General features: G+C 56.8%; 15 protein-coding genes. 5 read left to right on the top strand and 10 right to left on the bottom strand.

From position 1 onward, the window contains the following. Positions 1-37: 37 nt before the first annotated feature. Together tig and Q3970_RS05070 are read right to left on the bottom strand one after the other, a co-directional pair. Positions 38-1,348, bottom strand: a complete 1,311-nt coding sequence (tig, locus tag Q3970_RS05075) for a trigger factor (protein WP_303099522.1) — start codon at positions 1,346-1,348, stop codon at positions 38-40. A 243-nt stretch (positions 1,349-1,591) separates the two neighbouring features. Further along, on the bottom strand, positions 1,592-2,719 hold the full coding sequence (locus Q3970_RS05070) for a PilT/PilU family type 4a pilus ATPase (protein ID WP_303099521.1): 1,128 nt from the start codon (positions 2,717-2,719) through the stop codon (positions 1,592-1,594). A gap of 311 nt (positions 2,720-3,030) precedes the next feature. Here Q3970_RS05070 and Q3970_RS05065 point away from each other — a divergent pair, with 311 nt between their 5' ends. Then, the gene (locus tag Q3970_RS05065; RefSeq protein WP_303099520.1) at positions 3,031-3,744 is read left to right on the top strand and encodes a 5'-methylthioadenosine/adenosylhomocysteine nucleosidase; all 714 of its coding nucleotides are present in this window, start codon (positions 3,031-3,033) and stop codon (positions 3,742-3,744) included. A gap of 173 nt (positions 3,745-3,917) precedes the next feature. Next, positions 3,918-5,387, top strand: a complete 1,470-nt coding sequence (locus Q3970_RS05060) for a DASS family sodium-coupled anion symporter (RefSeq protein WP_303099519.1) — start codon at positions 3,918-3,920, stop codon at positions 5,385-5,387. A gap of 93 nt (positions 5,388-5,480) precedes the next feature. Here Q3970_RS05060 and Q3970_RS05055 read toward each other — a convergent pair whose 3' ends face one another. Both Q3970_RS05055 and gltS read right to left on the bottom strand, forming a co-directional pair. Beyond that, positions 5,481-6,500, bottom strand: a complete 1,020-nt coding sequence (locus tag Q3970_RS05055; protein WP_303099518.1) for a lysozyme inhibitor LprI family protein — start codon at positions 6,498-6,500, stop codon at positions 5,481-5,483. 96 nt (positions 6,501-6,596) lie between these two features. After that, the gene (gene gltS / locus Q3970_RS05050) at positions 6,597-7,835 is read right to left on the bottom strand and encodes a sodium/glutamate symporter (RefSeq protein WP_303099517.1); all 1,239 of its coding nucleotides are present in this window, start codon (positions 7,833-7,835) and stop codon (positions 6,597-6,599) included. Positions 7,836-8,082: 247 nt separating this feature from the next. Here gltS and truA point away from each other — a divergent pair, with 247 nt between their 5' ends. From truA to ispD, 3 genes are all read left to right on the top strand, one after another. After that, on the top strand, positions 8,083-8,919 hold the full coding sequence (gene truA / locus Q3970_RS05045) for a tRNA pseudouridine(38-40) synthase TruA (protein ID WP_303099516.1): 837 nt from the start codon (positions 8,083-8,085) through the stop codon (positions 8,917-8,919). 138 nt (positions 8,920-9,057) lie between these two features. Next, complete coding sequence (gene dnaQ, locus Q3970_RS05040; RefSeq protein ID WP_303099515.1) at positions 9,058-9,774, top strand: DNA polymerase III subunit epsilon; 717 nt, start codon at positions 9,058-9,060, stop codon at positions 9,772-9,774. After that, the gene (gene ispD, locus Q3970_RS05035) at positions 9,744-10,508 is read left to right on the top strand and encodes a 2-C-methyl-D-erythritol 4-phosphate cytidylyltransferase (protein ID WP_303099514.1); all 765 of its coding nucleotides are present in this window, start codon (positions 9,744-9,746) and stop codon (positions 10,506-10,508) included. The genes dnaQ and ispD overlap by 31 nt, the downstream gene beginning before the upstream one ends. Positions 10,509-10,704: 196 nt before the next feature. On the opposite strand, the gene Q3970_RS05030 is transcribed toward ispD, so the two are convergent. From Q3970_RS05030 to Q3970_RS05005, 6 genes are all read right to left on the bottom strand, one after another. Next, positions 10,705-13,104, bottom strand: a complete 2,400-nt coding sequence (locus Q3970_RS05030; protein ID WP_303099513.1) for a DNA translocase FtsK — start codon at positions 13,102-13,104, stop codon at positions 10,705-10,707. A 390-nt stretch (positions 13,105-13,494) separates the two neighbouring features. Continuing rightward, positions 13,495-13,989, bottom strand: a complete 495-nt coding sequence (locus Q3970_RS05025) for a DUF302 domain-containing protein (protein WP_303099512.1) — start codon at positions 13,987-13,989, stop codon at positions 13,495-13,497. A 95-nt stretch (positions 13,990-14,084) separates the two neighbouring features. Next, on the bottom strand, positions 14,085-14,552 hold the full coding sequence (locus Q3970_RS05020) for a low molecular weight protein-tyrosine-phosphatase (RefSeq protein WP_303099511.1): 468 nt from the start codon (positions 14,550-14,552) through the stop codon (positions 14,085-14,087). Further along, positions 14,549-15,640: a conjugal transfer protein gene (locus Q3970_RS05015; RefSeq protein WP_303099510.1), complete on the bottom strand. Its 1,092-nt coding sequence runs from the start codon at positions 15,638-15,640 to the stop codon at positions 14,549-14,551. The genes Q3970_RS05020 and Q3970_RS05015 overlap by 4 nt, the downstream gene beginning before the upstream one ends. Positions 15,641-15,985: 345 nt before the next feature. Further along, on the bottom strand, positions 15,986-16,573 hold the full coding sequence (ribA, locus tag Q3970_RS05010; RefSeq protein WP_303099509.1) for a GTP cyclohydrolase II: 588 nt from the start codon (positions 16,571-16,573) through the stop codon (positions 15,986-15,988). After that, a complete protein-coding gene (locus Q3970_RS05005) occupies positions 16,566-17,234 on the bottom strand; it encodes a hypothetical protein (RefSeq protein ID WP_303099508.1) in 669 nt (222 codons plus the stop codon). The genes ribA and Q3970_RS05005 overlap by 8 nt, the downstream gene beginning before the upstream one ends. Positions 17,235-17,311: the final 77 nt, after the last annotated feature.

Below are 17,311 nucleotides of genomic sequence, written 5' to 3'. Positions count from 1 at the left end.
GGTGCTTGTTGCGGGGTTCAGACGGCCTCAGGCGCGGTTAGGCCTGTGCGCCCATCACTTCGTCGAACGACAAAACTTTTTCGTTTACTTTGGCTTTGCCTAATACGAATTCTACCACGTTGGCTTCAACGGCCAGGGAAGTGGGGCCTTGCAGACGCTGTTTGTCGGCGAAATACCAGTCGATAACTTCCTGCGGGTCTTCGTAGCTTTCGGCGAAATCGCTTACCACGGCTTTGATTTGCTCTTCGGTCGGTTCCAGCTTGTTGTCGTCGACCAGTTTGGCCAAAATCAGACCCAAAGCCACGCGGCGCTCGGCCTGTTCTTTGAACATGTCGGCAGGCAGATCCAATTTGGCGGCATCGGCCATGCCTTGGTTGGTGAAATTCTGTTTCATTTCATCGGCCAAGCGGGCGGCTTCGTCGTCAACCAACACTTTGGGCAGCTGCACTTCAGTGGCTTTCAGCAGGGCTTCCATCACCGAATCTTTGGTTTGGCCCTCGGTGCGGCGCGCCACTTCGCGGGCCACGTTTTTGCGTACTTCTTCGCGCATTTTGGCTACGTCGCCGTCGGCGATGCCCAAGGCTTTGGCAAATTGCTCGTCTACTTCGGGCAGGGTGGGGGCAGATACGTTTTTCAGGCTGATAGCGAATACGGCGGTTTTACCGGCCACGTCTTTGCCGTGGTAGTCTTCGGGGAAAGTTACTTCAACGTCTTTGCTTTCGCCTTCCTTCAGACCCAATACGCCGGCTTCGAATTCGGGCAGCATTTGGCCGTTACCCAAAACGAAGGGGTAGTTTTGCGCACTGCCGCCGTCGAACGGGGTGCCGTCGATTTTGCCTTCGAAGTCGATAATCACGCGGTCGCCGTTTTGGGCTTCACGCTCGACGTGGTCGAAGCGGGTGCGCTGCTTGCGCAGGATTTCAACGGTTTTGTCCACTTCTGCATCACCCACTTCTGCGGTTACTTTCTCCACTTCCTGGGCAGACAAATCGCCTACGGTGATTTCGGGGAACACTTCAAACACGGCGGCGATTTTGAAGCTGTTTTCGTCGTCTTGCTCTTCAATGCCTTCAAAGCGGGGGAAGCCGGCCACTTTCAGGTTTTGGGCGACTGCAACGTCGTAGAATGCTTTTTGCACAAGCTCGTTGAGCACATCGTTTTGCACGCTTGCGCCATACATGGAAGCCACCATTTTCAGAGGCGCTTTACCCGGGCGGAAGCCGTCGATTTTCACGCGGCGTTGGGTTTGCTGCAAGCGTTTGTCGGTTTCTGCGTTGATTTCGCCCCACGGCAGAGACAACACTACTTTGCGTTCCAGATTTTCTAAAGTTTCTACAGTTACGCTCATCGTAAGCCCTTATTGAATATAAGTTTGTTTGTTAATTGGCGAAACGGGCAGGGTGGCCTGTTTCGGATGTTCGGAAATCGGAAATGAAGTTCAGCCGATGAGTATATCACACACGGGGTGGGGTTAAAATAGCGGGGCGGTGAATTTGCGGCTGCGGGCGTTTGGGGCTGCCTGGAAAGAACAGGGTGTTTTTTCAGACGGCCTTTGCGGTGTTTACCCGTTGGCACGGATGCGGCAAACGGGTTAAATCAGCTCCAGATCCGGCCCTGCGTTTTGGGCGCGGCGGCTGCGCAGTTGGATGTCGAGGCGCAGGTCGTGGGCGGAATCGGCGTTTTTGACGGCGTCTTGAAAGCTGATATGGCCGTTTTCATACAGCTCGTATAAGGCTTGGTCGAAGGTTTGCATGCCCATGCTCTGCGATTTTTTCATGATTTCTTTAATCGAGTGCACGTCGCCGTTGTGGATCAGTTCGGCAATCAGCGGCGAGTTGAGCAGCACTTCCACGGCGGCTACGCGGCCTTTGCCGCCTTCGCGCGGAATCAGGCGCTGCGAGATGAAGGCTTGCAGGTTGAGCGAAAGGTCGGTTAAGAGCTGCACGCGGCGCTCTTCGGGGAAGAAATTGATGATGCGGTCGAGTGCCTGGTTGGTGCTGTTGGCGTGCAGGGTGGCCATGCACAGGTGGCCGGTTTCGGCAAAGGCGATGGCGTAGTCCATGGTTTCACGGTCGCGGATTTCGCCGATCAGTATCACGTCGGGTGCCTGGCGGAGGGTGTTTTTCAGGGCGGCGAACCAGTTTTCGGTGTCTACGCCCACTTCGCGCTGGGTGATGATGCAGTTTTTGTGCTGGTGCACGAATTCGATAGGGTCTTCGATGGTGATGATGTGGTCGTGGCTGTTTTCGTTGCGGTAGTCAATCATTGAAGCCAGCGAGGTGGATTTGCCCGAACCGGTGCCGCCCACGAAAATTACCAGGCCGCGTTTCTGCATGGCGATTTGCTGTAAAACGGGCGGCAGGTTGAGCGTTTCAAATTTGGGGATGTTGCTGGTGATGGTGCGGAATACGAGGGCGGTGGCGCCGCGCTGAACCATGGCGTTGACGCGGAAACGGCTGGTGTCGGGCAGGCTGATGGCGAAGTTGCATTCGTTGGTGTTCATGAATTCGTCCATCTGTTTGGGCGACATAATCGAAAAGGCGATTTCCATGCAGCGCTCGGGTGTGAGCGGGGTTTCGGTGATGCGTGTGATTTTGCCGTCGAGCTTCATGGCCGGCGGAAAGTTGGCGGTGATGAAAAGGTCGGAGCCTTTGTATTTGTTGAGTGTTTTCAGTAATGAATAGATTTCTTCTTTGGCCGGCAGCGGATTTTCGTTCATTTTTATCCTTTTAATTCTGTGTGAGCTTTAGGGCGTGCCGTCGACGGCATTGCGGCGGTATTTTTGGTTAAAATCCGCACCTGCGGCGTTAAAAATGCTCGCAAGATGTCCAATCTTGCTGTGCTTTTTGCCTTGCATCTGCGGATTTTCCCTCAAAAAAAAACCGCTTCACAAACCTGTCGACGACACGCCCTGTTAAATTTCGTAATTATAGCAAATTTCAGACGGCATGAAGCGGGTAACCGGCGCAGTAGTGCCGTGCGGTATTCGTCGGTATAATTCGCTGCCTTATCCCTTTGAAAGAGAAGAAAATGTCTGAAAAACAAGTATGCAACACTGTGGCGGTTATCGGTGCGATGGAGCAGGAAATCGAGCTGTTGAAAAACAGCATGGAGAAGGCTGTTACCGAAACGTTCGGCAGGTTTACGGTTCACCGCGGCACGCTGGGCGGCAAAAAGACGGTGCTGGCGTTGAGCGGCATCGGCAAGACCAATGCGGCGGCGGTTACGGCGCTGGTGGCCGGGCATTTTTCGCCCGGCTGCGTGATCAACACCGGTAGTGCGGGCGGTATCGGCGCGGGCTTGAAAGTGGGTGATGTGGTTATCGGCACGCAGGTGGCGCATCATGATGTGGACGTTACCGCTTTCGGCTACGCCTTGGGGCAGGTTCCGCAGCTGCCCGCCGTTTTCGAGAGCGATGCGGCTTTGGCGGAGGCGGCCGTTGCGGCGGCTGCGGCGTTTGAGGGGGCGGCGGTGTATCGCGGTTTAATCGTGAGCGGCGACCAGTTTGTGCACAGCAGCGAAAAAACGGCGTTTATCCGCCGGAATTTTGCGGGCGTGCAGGCGGTGGAAATGGAAGCGGCGGCCATTGCACAAACCTGTTTCCAACTGGAAGTGCCGTTTGTGGTGGTGCGCGCGGTGTCGGATGCGGCCGATGAAAAAGCCGACATCAGTTTCGACGAATTTTTGCAAACGGCATCGGTTAATTCTGCCCGTATGGTGATGGGCATTGTTAGCGGTTTGTAAATATATTCATATACATAAAAGGCCGTCTGAAAGTTTCAGACGGCCTTGGTATTATAAAATATTTTAAAAGAATATTTTTTGATATAATTTGTGTATAATCAATTAAAATTAAGCGAATAGTGCTAATATTTCTATGTTAAGTCTTTTTTACCTGCATTAATAAGGAACAAGCGATGAACGATAAACTCGGCTTCAAACCGCTGCCTGCTGCGATTGCGGTGGGCTTGGCGCTGTTGATTTGGTTTGTGGTGCCCGTGCCCGAAGGTGTTACGCCGCAGGCTTGGCATCTGCTGGCGATGTTTGTGGGCGTGATTGCGGCGATTATCGGCAAAGCCATGCCGATCGGCGCGCTTTCCATGGTGGCGATTATGCTGGTGGCGCTGACCGGCGTAACCGCCGAGAAGCCCGCCGATGCAATTAAAGACGCATTGAGCAGCTTTGCCAACCCGCTGATCTGGTTGATCGGCGTGGCGATTATGATTTCGCGCGGCATTCTCAAAACCGGCTTGGGTGCACGCATCGGCTATTATTTTATTTCGCTGTTCGGCAAAAAAACCATGGGCATCGGCTACAGTTTGGCGCTTTCCGAGCTGCTGCTGGCACCGGTTACGCCGAGCAACACCGCGCGCGGCGGCGGCATCATCCACCCGGTGATGAAGGCGATTGCCTCAAGTTACGATTCCGATCCGGAAAAAGGCACGCAGGGGCGCATCGGCAAATATCTGGCGCTGGTGAACTACCACAGCAACCCGATTACTTCGGCGATGTTTATCACCGCTACTGCGCCTAACCCGCTGGTGGTGGATATTATTGCCAAAGCCACCAATTCTGATATCCATTTAAGCTGGGGCACTTGGGCGCTGGCGATGCTGCTGCCGGGTTTGGCCGCGCTGGTGCTGATGCCGCTGGTGCTCTATTTCATCTACCCGCCCGAAATCAAAGAAACGCCCAATGCGGCGCAGTTTGCCAAAGAAAAACTGGCCGAGCAGGGGCCGATGAACCGCGGCGAAAAAATCATGCTGGCGATTTTTGCCGTGCTGTTGATTTTATGGGCGGGTGTTCCGGCGATGATTTTCGGCAAAGCCTTTGCCGTTGACGCCACCACTACCGCCTTTATCGGCTTGAGCCTGCTGTTGCTCTCGGGCGTGCTCACTTGGGACGACGTGTTGAAGGAAAAAAGCGCGTGGGACACGGTTACCTGGTTTGCCGCGCTGGTGATGATGGCCACTTTCTTAAACAAACTCGGTCTGATTACCTGGTTCTCCGGCGTGCTTGAAAGCGGTATCGAACACTTGGGATTAGGCTGGGCGGGCGCATCGGCGTTGCTGGTGCTGGCCTATATGTATGCCCACTATATGTTTGCCAGCACCACCGCCCATATTACCGCCATGCTCGGCGCCTTTTATGCCGCCGGCCTGTCGTTGGGCGCACCGCCGATGTTGTTTGCGCTGATTATGGCCGCCGCTTCCAGCATCATGATGACGCTTACCCACTACGCCACGGGCACATCGCCGGTGATTTTCGGCTCGGGTTACACCACGCTGGCCGAATGGTGGAAAGCCGGTTTTGTGATGAGCGTGGTTAATCTGCTGATTTTTGTGGTAATCGGCGGGATTTGGTGGAAGGTGTTGGGTTATTGGTAAACCAAACCGCAACCGTCCGGTAATAAAACAATACAGGCCGTCTGAAAACGTTTTCAGACGGCCTGTGTTGTTTTCAAGCATGGAACCTGCGGCTTAGTTAATCGTATAACTGCGCAGGTATTGGCTGCGTTCGCGGGTCATGCGCGTTTCGCATTGCAGGCGCAGGTATTCGGCCTGCAGGCTGCTTTCGGCTTGGGCGGCGGCTTTGCGGCAGTTGGTGCTTTTGCTTTGTATCCAGCTGCGCTGGTCATCGACCAGCCCTTGCTGAACGGTTTGATCGAGGCTGTTCCACACCATGTTGATTTCGCGGTCGGCAGATTGGCTGTTGTTCTTCGCCTGCTCCAGTTCGCCTGCCGAGAATGTGATTTCACTGCGGGGCGGTTCCGGTGTCAGGGTTTCGGGCGCGCTCACGCTTTCTTCGCCGAAAGTGCTGCTGGCGGCGTTGTTGTCGAGTATGTCCAAGGGGTCGGCTTGCGGCGGTTCGGGGAAGGCTTGCGAACCGGCATTCAAGGCTTCTTCAAGCCTGACGGGTTGTCCGTCAATCATCAGGATGCTTTTTACGCCGTAGGGCAGCAGCGCGCTGGTGATGTTTTGGGCGGTTACGGTGATGGCGTTGTCTTCATAATTAACGGTGGTTTGCCCGTCGGTTTCTGCGGTGGTGTAATGCAGCGGGCGGGTAAACAGGCCTTTGTCGTAGGTGAGGGTGCTGCCGGTGATGCGTTCCTGAATCAGTTGGGTGATGTTGCTGTTGGCGCCGTAAACCAGCGGGCTGTTGGTTTGGGCAATGTTCAGGATGTCGGCGGGAATCTGTATGCTCAGGTTGGCTTTGCATACGGGGCGGCCGTTTTGGTTTTCTTCGGCGGAACCGTCGAGCTGTATGTTGAGCTGGGTGGAGGCGGCAATGATTTTATCGGCATCGATAAACCGGCGGGTGTCGTTGCGGGCGAAACGCTGCGCTTCCTGTTTGATGATTTCTTGGATGTTGGTGCGCACGTTTTGAAGCACGGCAGGGCTGTCGCAGGCCAGCGGGGTATTTTCCTGTTTGGTGCCGCTCTCGCCGCAGGCTGCCAGAGCGGCGGCAATCAGGGAAAAAGTAATCAGCTTTTTATACATGGTACGGCCTTTGTAAAAAATGGTTTCAGACGGCATCATAACAAAAGCATCTGCAACGGGTAAGGTGCTGCAGATGCTTTTTAGTTTGCTTGCGGTTTATTTGAGGAAGTTTACAAAACCGGTGAGGATGAAAACGTTGATGAAGTCGACGAAAAATGCACCCACCATCGGAACAATCAAAAAGGCTTTGTGCGAGGGGCCGAAACGTTCGGTTACCGACTGCATATTGGCAACGGCGGTAGGCGTGGCTCCCATTCCGAAACCGCAATGGCCTGCCGCCAGTACGGCGGCATCATAATTGCGGCCCATCAAAACATAGGTTACGAAGGTGGCGTAAAGCATCATCACCAAAGCCTGAGCCAGCAGAATGACGGTTACGGGGCCTGCCAGGCCGGTAAGCTCCCACAGTTTCAGGTTGAGCAGCGCCATGGCCAGAAACAGCGACAGCGAAGCGTTGCCGAATACGTCGATGGCACGGTCGAACATATTGAATTTGAAAACGATGGTTAAAATGTTGCGCAGAATCACACCGCCGAACAGCGCCCACACGAATTTGGGCAGGTCGAGATAAAACGGTTTGAGGTATTCGCTGTCGAAGCCGTCCATGATTTCGGCGAAGGCCAGACAGGCGGCAAACATTGCCAGCGTTTCTACGGCCGAATTGGCGGTAATCAGGCGGGTTTGTTCGGGGTGTTCGAACAAATCGTCGGTGCTTTTGCCGGGATCGTCGTCGTCGTAAACGGCGGCTTGGGCTTTAACGGCGGCTTCGTCTAACGGTTTGCGCCCCATTTTGTTGATCAGGCGGCGGGCAACCGGGCCGCCGATCAGGCCGCCGGCAACCAAGCCGAACGTAGCGGCAGCCATGCCTAAGCCGGTTGCGCCGGTCAAGCCGAAGTTTTTCTCGAAATCCGGCCCCCATGCGCCTGCCGTACCGTGGCCGCCCGTTAAGGTAACCGATCCGGTAATCAGACCGAGCAGCGGGTCGAGGCCGAACAGGCCGGCCAGGCCGACGCCGACAGCGTTTTGAACCAAAATAAAAGAGCCGACAATGGCGGTGAATATCACCAGCGGGAAGCCGCCCGCTCTCAAGCGCGAAAAGTCGGCACTCAGGCCGATAGAGGTGAAGAAAATCAGCATAAACGCATCCTGCAGCGGCTTCTCGAATTTGAAGCTTACGCCGTAGATGGCGTGCAGCGCATACAGAACCATTGCAGCCACCAAGCCGCCTGCTACCGGCTCGGGAATATTGAAATCCTGTAAAAACTTAATTTTGCCTACCAGCAGCACAACGGCGGCGGCAATCAGTGTGTAATAACTGTTAAAAACCCATTCCATAAATCTATTCTTCTTTCTTCTTTCGGTTAATATTTCAGATGGGCGGGAGGCGGCCCCGCACGGGCGGATATTAGGCGATAGGTTAAAGTTTGTCAAAGGCGGTATCTGCTGCTTTTTGCACTTTTATTTTATATTTTCAATAGATTGGGCGGGTTTTGGGGTGGCGGAATAAGTTTGGCGATGTGAATTGGCTTATAATTGTGCGCTTTTGTTTTCAACATATTTTTACACTACCGCCGGAGCCACCATGCCAGCCGATACCGAACTTTCCAGCCCGCCGCCTTCAGCCGGAACGCAGCGCTGGGCATTGATGCTTGCCTATAACGGAAAAAGTTTCCACGGCTGGCAGAAGCAGAAACAGGCCGACGGCTTGGTTACGGTGCAGGACGCGCTCGAATACGCTCTCGGGCAGATTGCAGGCGAGCGCATCCGCACCGTGGTGGCGGGGCGGACCGATGCCGGCGTGCACGCGGCCGCGCAAGTGGTGCATTTCGACACCACGGCCGGGCGCCCCGCGCAGGCGTGGGTGCGGGGGGTGAACACACATCTGCCCAAAGAAGTGGCCGTTTGGCATGCACAACCTGTTGACCCGCGCTTTCACGCCCGTTTCGACGCATTCGGCCGCCGCTACCGTTATGTGTTGCTGTCGGCATCGGTACGCAACCCCCTGCTGGCTGGCAGGGTAGGTTGGGTATGCAGGCCGCTGGATATGGAAAAAATGCGGCAGGCTGCGGCCATGCTGGTGGGCGAACATGACTTTTCCAGTTTCCGCGCGGCCGAATGCCAGGCGAAATCCCCTGTGAAAACCCTGTATAGCGCCACCTTGAGCGGCACGCCCGAATTGATGAAGCTCGATTTGCACGGTAACGCCTTTCTGCACCATATGGTGCGCAACATCATGGGCGCGCTGGTGTATGTGGGCGACGGCCGCCTCAGCGTGCAGGGGTTTGCCGATTTGATGGCGGAGCGCAGCCGCAAACATGCTCCGCCCACGCTGATGCCCGACGGCCTTTATCTGACGGGGGTGGACTATCCGCCCGAATGGGGCATAGCCACCCCGCCTGTGCCTGAGTGGTTGTGGTAAATCATTGAAGTTAATGACATTTAATGCCGTCTGAAAAACCTAAACTGCTTTTCAGACGGCCTTGATCAGCCCCACAGCCGTTTTTACTTTCCCCGCCGCTTTTAGTATGATGCGGCAACCTTTTCAACAGCAAGCGTTATGAACACCCGCCAGATTATCCTCGACACCGAAACCACCGGCCTTTACCCCAACAGCGGCGACCGTATGGTCGAATTTGCCGGGTTGGAAATGGTTAACCGCCGGTTAACCAGCAACACACTGCACCTTTATATCCACCCCGACCGCGATATTCCCGACGAAGCCGCCGCCGTCCACGGCATCACCTTGGCTGTTTTGGAGGAAAAAAACGCCCCCAAGTTCGAGCAGGTGGGGCAGAAAATTGCCGACTTTCTGCGTGGTGCCGAACTCATCATTCACAACGCCAAGTTCGATGTCGGCTTTCTCGATATGGAGTTCGGCCGCATGGGGCTGCCAACAATAGAAGAGTTGGGCTGCAAGGTAACCGACACCCTCAGCATGGCACGGGAAATGTTTCCCGGCCAGAAATCCAGCCTCGACGCCTTATGCACGCGCTTCGACGTTGACCGAAGCAAACGCGTGTTCCACGGCGCCCTGATCGACTGCGAACTGCTCGGCGAAGTATATCTCGCCATGACGCGCGGCCAGTTCGATCTGATGGCCGATCACAGGGGAGAAGCCGACGGCAGCTATGCAGCCGCCAAAATCCAACGCCCGGCGCACCTGAAAGTGCTGGGTGCCGATGAAGCCGAACTGGCTGCACACGAAGCCTATCTCGACACGCTCGACAAAATCACCGAAGGCAAATGCGTGTGGCGCACGGAGGCGGGCGCGTGAAACGCAACATCGCCTTAATCCCCGCCGCCGGCACAGGAGAACGCTTCGGCGCAGGCAAGCCCAAGCAATATGTTGAAATCCACGGCAAAACCGTGTTGCAGCACACCCTCGACATCTTCACCGCCCACCCGCAAATCACCTGCGCCGCCGTGGTGCTGGCTCCCGGCGACCACACCTTCCAACCCGCCGAAACAGCAGGTTTTCAGACGGCCTCCGCCAAAACCGTTTTGCTGCATTGCGGCGGCGCCAGCCGTGCCGAAACCGTAAGAAACGGCGTGAACACCCTGCTTGAACGCGGCTTGGCCGCCCCCTGCGACAATATCCTTGTGCACGATGCCGCCCGCTGCTGTTTGCCTCAAGATGCCCTCAGCCGCCTGATAGACCTAGCCGGCAGCCACCCCAACGGCGGCATCCTCGCCGTGCCCGTGGCCGACACCCTCAAACGCGGCGGTTCAGACGGCCTGATCGAAACCACCGTGCCCCGCAGCGGTTTGTGGCAGGCGCAAACCCCTCAGCTTTTTCCTGCCGCCCTGCTGCAATGCGCCTTGACCGTGCCCGACCTCGGTGCTGTAACCGACGAAGCCTCGGCGGTGGAAATGCTGGGCATCCGCCCCCTGCTGGTGCAGGGCGACAGCCGCAACTTAAAACTGACCTTGCCGCAAGACGAATACATCGTGCGCCTGCTGCTGGCGGAAAAGTTTGCCGCAGCGGCATCTCAAACGCGCGCCGTCTAAACAATTACGTCATACTCGGGCTTGACCCGAGTATCTGTTATTTCTTTTGAACAACAAGATACTCGGGTCAAGCCCGAGTATGACGGATATGGTAGATAGTGAAGGCAATATAGGTTAAGACCTTTGCAAAAATACCTTAAGGCCGTCTGAAAACTATTTTCAGACGGCCTTGTTATACCGGAATCCTATCAAAACCTTAAAGATTATCTTTCTGCGCCAGAATCTTACGGCTGCCGCCCACATCGGCGGGAGAAACGATGCCGGCATCTTCCAGCGCCTGCATCAGGTTGGCGGCGCGGTTGTAGCCCACGCGCAGTTGGCGTTGCAGCGACGAAATAGAGGTTTTGCGGGTTTCCAGCACGAAGGCGACGGCTTGGTCGAAGAGTTCGTCGCTGTTGGCGTTGGGGTTGACGATGTTGGTGGTTTCCAGCGCGGCTTCGCCGCTGAGCAGCCCTTCGACATAATTGGCCGGGGCCTGGCGTTTGACGTGGTCGACGATTTGGTGCACTTCGTCGTCTGACACAAACGCGCCTTGCAGGCGGGTTGGCTCGGCGTTGCCCGGTTGCAGAAACAGCGAATCGCCGTATTTGAGCAGTTCGTCGGCGCCCATTTGGTCGAGAATGGTGCGGCTGTCGATTTTGCTCTGAACGGTGAAGGCCATGCGGGTGGGGATGTTGGCTTTAATCAGGCCGGTAACCACATCGACGCTGGGGCGCTGGGTGGCGACAATCATATGGATGCCGGCCGCGCGGGCTTTTTGCGCCAGGCGGGCGATTTGCTGTTCGACGGATTTGCGCTCGGTCATCATCAGGTCGGCCAATTCATCAATCACCACCACAATCATGGGCAGCGTTTCCAGCGGTTCGGGATCGTCGGGGTTGAGGCTGAAGGGGTTGAGCAGCGGCTTGCCTGCGGCTTTGGCTTCGGCCGCTTTTTTGTTGAAGCCTTCGATATTGCGCACGCCTGCGTGGGAGAGCAGGCGGTAGCGTTTTTCCATTTCGGCCACGCACCAGTTTAGTGCCTGCCCGGCTTCACGCATATCGGTTACCACGGGGCAGAGCAGATGGGGGATACCCTCGTAGATGCTCAGCTCGAGCATTTTCGGATCGATCATGATAAAGCGCACTTCGTCGGGCGTGGCCTTGAAGAGTATCGACAGAATCATGGCGTTCACGCCCACCGATTTGCCCGAGCCGGTCATGCCGCCCACCAACAGGTGCGGCATTTTCGCCAAATCGCCCACCACAGGGATGCCGGCGATGTCTTTGCCCAGCGCAACGGTGAGTTTGGATTTGGCGTCGGTGAACACGGGTGAGGAGAGGATTTCGCTCAGCATCACGTCTTGGCGGCGCTCGTTGGGCAGCTCGATACCCATGGTGTTTTTGCCGGCGATGGTTTCGACGATACGCACGGCCTGCAACGACATCGAACGGGCCAAGTCTTTGGAAAGGTTGACAATCTGGCTGCCTTTCACGCCTTGCGCGGGTTCGATTTCAAAGCGCGTGATAACGGGGCCGGAGGTGGCGGAGACCACTTGTGCGCCGATGCCGAATTCGGCCAGCTTGGCTTCAATGCGTTCGGCGGTTTGCTGAAGTTTGTCGGGGTTGATGGTAGGCGGTTCGCCCTGCGGCAGGCGCAGCAGATGCAGCGAGGGTTTGGTGTATTCGCCAGCGGGCGGCGGCTCGGCGGCTTCGCCTTTGCTGTCGAACAAGGCCGTCTGAACGGGGGCGGGCGGCGGTGCGATGGCCACTTTGCGGTTGCTGCTGGTGCCTTCGATCTGCTCTACCGGTTCGGCGGTGATGTTTTTGGCGTCGCGCACCATGCGGCGGGTGGTTTTGGCATCGGGCAGGTCGCGTACGTATTTGTCTTCTTTGCGCACCAGTTTCAGCCACATCCACTCGAGTTTGGCGCCGGTTTTTTCGAGCACGTCGAGCCACGACACTTGCGCCAGCAGCGACAGGGCGAGCAATACCACCACCAGCATAATCAGCAGGCTGCCCGAAGTGCCCAGCAGCCAGCTCAGGCCCGAGGCGGCAAACGAACCGATTAGGCCGCCCGCGCCGACGGGCAGGGCGTCGGCCAGTTGCGGTTTGAAAGCGAACACTTCCAAAATCGGGCTGCACAGCAGCAGAATGCCCAGCGCGGCGGCGGCAATTCTGTGGTTGTAGGGTTTGCTGTCGGGCGTTTTGAGGGGGCGGAAGTTTTTATACAGCCACACGCAGCCGGCAATCACCAGCCACCAAAACGACAGCCCGAACAGGTAATAGCCGATATCGGCCAGATACGCGCCGAACAGGCCGCCGAGGTTGCGTACCTGTTCCGAGGCGGGCACGCTGCGCGACCAGGCGGGGTCGTCCATAGTGAAGCTGGCCAGCGACAGGGCGGCGTAAACGGTAACCAACAGGGCAAACAGCCATAAGGTGTCGTTAATCAGGTTGGCAATATGCGGCGGGCGCTTGCGCTTGGCGCTGCCGGGCGTTACGCCTTTGGGATGGCGCGGCAGCTTGGTTTCAGACGGCCTGCCTGCTTTGGCAGCGGTTTGCGTGCGCGGCTTGGCGGCGGTTTTTTCGGGATTTTTCGGGGATTTGTTAGCCATAGTGTATCGCGTGGTCGGGCCGTCTGAAAAAAAGCGGGCAGGCGGCAAAAATGCGGTTCGGGCGGAAAGCCGGGGTGTTTCGGCGCGGAAAAGGCGAAATTATACAATATTATGCTGCATGATGCTGCGAAAGGCCCCGGAATGTTTCGGGAGCGGTTTGAAATTCAGACGGCCCGGCTTGGAAACCGCCGGGCCGTCTGAAAATACCGGGTATGAGGCCTTTGCAAAAAAAGCTGTTTTAGCCCTGAATTTAGTTATATTTCGTCATGCCCGGGCTTGATCCGAGTGTCTCCTGTTCTTCTAAAACAAACAGATGCTCGGGTCAAGCCCGAGCATGACGCAAGTGTTTTAAGGTATCGGAAAGAATTTTGCAAAGGTCTCGGTATGCCTTTATTCGGTAACGGTTTGGCGGATCAGCCCTTCGGTTTTGGCCAGCGTGTTTTCAACGTCGGCAAAACCGATACGGCTGTTTTCGATCAGGCTGCGGACGTTGTAGAACACAACCTGCACGTTACCGTCGGTTTCGGTAACCAGCACGCGCAGCGGCAGGTTGAAGGCGGATTGCGGGTCTTTGACCATCAGCGGCGTGCCGGCTTTGGGGTTGCCGAAAATGATCACTTTGGCCGGCTGCATGGTCAGGTTGTGTTTGCGGGCGGCGGCTTGATGGTCGATAACCGTGAAGATTTCCATGCCTTTGTCGGTGATGGCGGTTTCGAGGCGGCGCACGGTTTCGTTAAATCCGTAGCGGCTGGTTACGGTGTGGGTTTCCTGCATGGCGCTTTCCTTTGTTGCGGGCGCTGCGTGGCTGTTGTCTGCCGAGGTATGGGTGCAGGCGGCAAGAACGGCGGCAGCGAATATCAGCGGCAGGGTTTTCAAAAGTTTCATGTTTGCTCCTAACGGGGTTAAGAAGGGTTTTTCAGACGGCCTGTTACCTTTGCAAGTTGTTTAGGCCGTCTGAAAGCAGTTTAAGCCGGGGGAAATTATGGGGTTAGCCCCAGTTTGCGCAGCAAGGCGCGGCCGCCGTCTGAAACGAGGCGGAAGGTTTCGTCGAAATCGCCGGTATACCACGGGTCGGGCACATGGTTGTAGCCGCTTTCGGGTATCAGGTCGGTGAGTTTGAAAATTTGTTCGGGGCGGCGGCCGAACAGGCGTTCGAGTTCGGCGAGGTTGTTGTCGTCCATGGCGATGAGAAAGTCGTAATGGTTGCCGTCGCTCTGCCTAACCTGGCTGCTGGCGAAGCCCGAAGGGTCGATACCTTGCTGCTTGAGTTTTTTCAGGGTGCCGTTGTGCATGTTTTCGCCGTTGTGCCAGCCCGAAGTGCCCGAGCTGGCGGTTTCTATGCGGTGTGCCACGCCCGCTTCGGCGGCTTGGCTGCGGAAAACGTATTCGGCCATCGGCGAGCGGCAGATGTTGCCGAGGCACACAAACAAAATGCGGTAGGTTTTCATGATTGCTCTGCAAACAAAGGGTTGTGGCCGGGCAGCTTGAGCGCTTGGGCGTAGGTGGGCAGTTCGGCTTCTTCGGGCAGCGCGTCGTGCAACAGGCGGATGTTTTCTACTTGGCATTCAACCATCAGATCTAAAAAGTTCTGCTGTATAGTTTCGATGCGGTCGGCGGGAGAGAGCGGCCAGGTGAACACTTGGTCGGCCAGCTCGAAGGCGCTGTCGGTGGCGTTGAAGCCGAACAGGATTTTACCGCCCTGCTGCGCGGCCACCACTACGCCTGCGCGCGGGCTTTGCAGGCGCACGGCGCGCAGGGCGTTGGCGGCAAACACGTCCATCGCCATGCGCAAGCGCATATGGCTGCCGTCGGTGAGGGCTGCCGGCGGCGTGGCGGGGGCGAGCGGGTTGGTGAACAGGGTGAGGCCGGGGCGCGTGAGGGCGGTCTGCCACACCTGCATCAGCGGCAGCGCAGCTTCGCGCAGGTTGGGGGTTAGGGCCGTCTGAATGCTTTTTTTGCCATAGCCCAGCGCAAACACTACATGTACCGACTGCCCTTGGGGTATGTCCAAATCGGCTTGCGGCAGCTTGGCGGCAAGCACTTGAGCGGCGGCTTCGTTTTGTTTGGCGGCGAACCATTGGCCGGCGTTGACGGCAGCCAAATCGGCGGAGCGCACCAGTTTGGGCAGCCAGGTTGCCTGCACCAGCCCGCACAGGTGCGGATAATCGGCCAGGCAGGCGCACAGTTCTATCGCGGGGGTGTCCAGCGGCAGCGTTTGCGGCCGGTTGCAGCCGGCCACCAGCACCACGGGCAGGGCGAACCATTGGATTTCATCATCGGTTTTGGCTTGCAGGGTGTCGTTCAGGCCGTTTAACAGCGCGCGGTAGCTGTCGGAGTCGGGTGCCATGCTCATGGCCACGGAAAGGCCGAGATAATAGTTTTGCTGCAACATCATGTAGATTTCGGCCTGTAGCGATTCGGCGGAAAGTTTGCGCTGCGCGGCGGAAGTGCTGTGCGCGATTTGCGAGGCATAGGCGAGCAGGCTGTTTTTGACCGGATCGGTAGGGTAGGGGCGGGTGTCGGGCAGGGTAAACATGGTGTTGCTTTCGTGTGCGTGAGAGGGCGCATTATATAGTGAATCGGCTTGGTTCCGGTATTGTTGCCACTTAGGGGTGCAGCAGTAGGGTAGTTTGAGATCTTAGGGTCTGTTGACACAACGCAACGGCGGTGTTTTTGGCCGAAACACCCTGTTTGCGGCGTTAGGCAGCGTAGCGGACTTGAGAAGCTAAAATGCCCGCAAGGTTCAACCTTGCTGCGCTTTTTGCCTTGCATACGCGGTTTTTGCCTCAAAATGTAGTGGTCAACTAATTTAACAGTCCCCGATAGGTTGTTTTTACCAAAGCAGGGGGAAAACCCTGATTGTGGCTGTGTGGGCGTTTGTTTAAAACCAATGGCCGAGTTTTTCGGCTTTGGTGTTGAGGTAACGTTCGTTTTCTGTGTTTCCGCCCACCTGCAGCGGCACGCGTTCGGCGACCCTGATGCCTGCGTCGGCCAGCACCTGCACTTTTTCAGGGTTGTTGGTTAAGAGGTTGACTTCTTTCACGCCCAAATGCTCGAAAATATGTTTGGCCGGCGTAAAATCGCGGGCATCTACCGGCAGGCCCAGCGCCACATTGGCTTCCACCGTGTCCAAACCCTGATCTTGCAGCTGATAAGCGCGGATTTTGTTGATCAGGCCGATGCCCCGCCCTTCTTGGCGCAGATAAACAATCACGCCACGGCCTGCCTGCTGGATTACTTGCATGGCCGCCTGAAGCTGCGGGCCGCAGTCGCATTTTTGCGAAAACAGTGCATCGCCGGTTAGGCATTCGGAATGTATGCGCGCCAGCACCGGTGTTCCGTCGGTGATGTCGCCCATGGTTAACGCCACATGCTCCTGCCCGTTTGCTTCTTCAAACCCGTGCAGGGTAAACACTCCCCACTCGGTGGGCAGGCGGCAGGCGGCGATAAATTTCAACGGTTCAGTCATTTTGTTCCTCTTGGTGTTCGGATTGCAGCAAAGCGGACATCGGTTCGGCCAGCGCCAGTGCCAGCGCCACCCAATCAGCCTGAACGGCTTCGGTGAGCGCTGCTTTGCTTTCGTATTCTACATGCACGACACCGAGCACGCTGCCGTTTCCGGTGCTGACCGGCAGCGACATCTGGCTTTGGCTGCGGCCGTTGTGGCTACCTTCGAGTGCTTCCGAAGCGAGCCAGTGCGCCACATCTTCCGCCAGGTTCAGCCAGCCGGTTTGCGCCGAACGCACGGGCAGGTGGAAGCGGGCGTTTTCTTCGCTAACCGGCAGCCGTTGTGCCAACACCTGCCCCTGCTGCGCCAAACGCAGCAAAAACGGGCCTTGTTCGGACGGCAGCAGCGCATACACCACCGCGCTTTGTGCGGCGGCGGTGCGGCTGCAGGCCGAATCCAAAGCCATGAAAATCTGCTTGAGCAGGGTTTCGTTTTCGGGCGTGGGGGCGATATGCTCCGACAGCACGGCATCGTCTGCGGCATACCACAAAACCCCGCGGTCGATTTCGGCGCGGCCGTTATGCATCACCGTTTGCGCCGCCAGCACGCCCACGCGGATATCGTCTTCGGGCAGCCGCAAGCCTTGCGTTTGCAAATAATCGCGGATCAGCGAAACAGGCATATCGGTGCTTCCTTTTCTTGCGTTAATTCGGTATTGAGGCCGTCTGAACTTTTCAGACGGCCTGTTTATACGTTTTA

Origin of the sequence: Neisseria sp. (assembly GCF_030530745.1) — a bacterium.
Lineage (GTDB): Bacteria > Pseudomonadota > Gammaproteobacteria > Burkholderiales > Neisseriaceae > Neisseria.
The sequence above is the reverse complement of the archived record's forward strand: the minus strand, read 5'-3'. Positions and strand labels throughout refer to the sequence as shown.

Excerpts from the sequence above, each read along its gene's own strand:
- tig (WP_303099522.1), bottom strand. The coding sequence starts at position 1,348 with ATGAGCGTAACTGTAGAAACTTTAGAAAATCTGGAACGCAAAGTAGTG.
- Q3970_RS05070 (WP_303099521.1), bottom strand. The coding sequence starts at position 2,719 with ATGAACGAAAATCCGCTGCCGGCCAAAGAAGAAATCTATTCATTACTG.
- Q3970_RS05065 (WP_303099520.1), top strand. The coding sequence starts at position 3,031 with ATGTCTGAAAAACAAGTATGCAACACTGTGGCGGTTATCGGTGCGATG.
- Q3970_RS05060 (WP_303099519.1), top strand. The coding sequence starts at position 3,918 with ATGAACGATAAACTCGGCTTCAAACCGCTGCCTGCTGCGATTGCGGTG.
- Q3970_RS05055 (WP_303099518.1), bottom strand. The coding sequence starts at position 6,500 with ATGTATAAAAAGCTGATTACTTTTTCCCTGATTGCCGCCGCTCTGGCA.
- gltS (WP_303099517.1), bottom strand. The coding sequence starts at position 7,835 with ATGGAATGGGTTTTTAACAGTTATTACACACTGATTGCCGCCGCCGTT.
- truA (WP_303099516.1), top strand. The coding sequence starts at position 8,083 with ATGCCAGCCGATACCGAACTTTCCAGCCCGCCGCCTTCAGCCGGAACG.
- dnaQ (WP_303099515.1), top strand. The coding sequence starts at position 9,058 with ATGAACACCCGCCAGATTATCCTCGACACCGAAACCACCGGCCTTTAC.
- ispD (WP_303099514.1), top strand. The coding sequence starts at position 9,744 with ATGCGTGTGGCGCACGGAGGCGGGCGCGTGAAACGCAACATCGCCTTA.
- Q3970_RS05030 (WP_303099513.1), bottom strand. The coding sequence starts at position 13,104 with ATGGCTAACAAATCCCCGAAAAATCCCGAAAAAACCGCCGCCAAGCCG.
- Q3970_RS05025 (WP_303099512.1), bottom strand. The coding sequence starts at position 13,989 with ATGAAACTTTTGAAAACCCTGCCGCTGATATTCGCTGCCGCCGTTCTT.
- Q3970_RS05020 (WP_303099511.1), bottom strand. The coding sequence starts at position 14,552 with ATGAAAACCTACCGCATTTTGTTTGTGTGCCTCGGCAACATCTGCCGC.
- Q3970_RS05015 (WP_303099510.1), bottom strand. The coding sequence starts at position 15,640 with ATGTTTACCCTGCCCGACACCCGCCCCTACCCTACCGATCCGGTCAAA.
- ribA (WP_303099509.1), bottom strand. The coding sequence starts at position 16,573 with ATGACTGAACCGTTGAAATTTATCGCCGCCTGCCGCCTGCCCACCGAG.
- Q3970_RS05005 (WP_303099508.1), bottom strand. The coding sequence starts at position 17,234 with ATGCCTGTTTCGCTGATCCGCGATTATTTGCAAACGCAAGGCTTGCGG.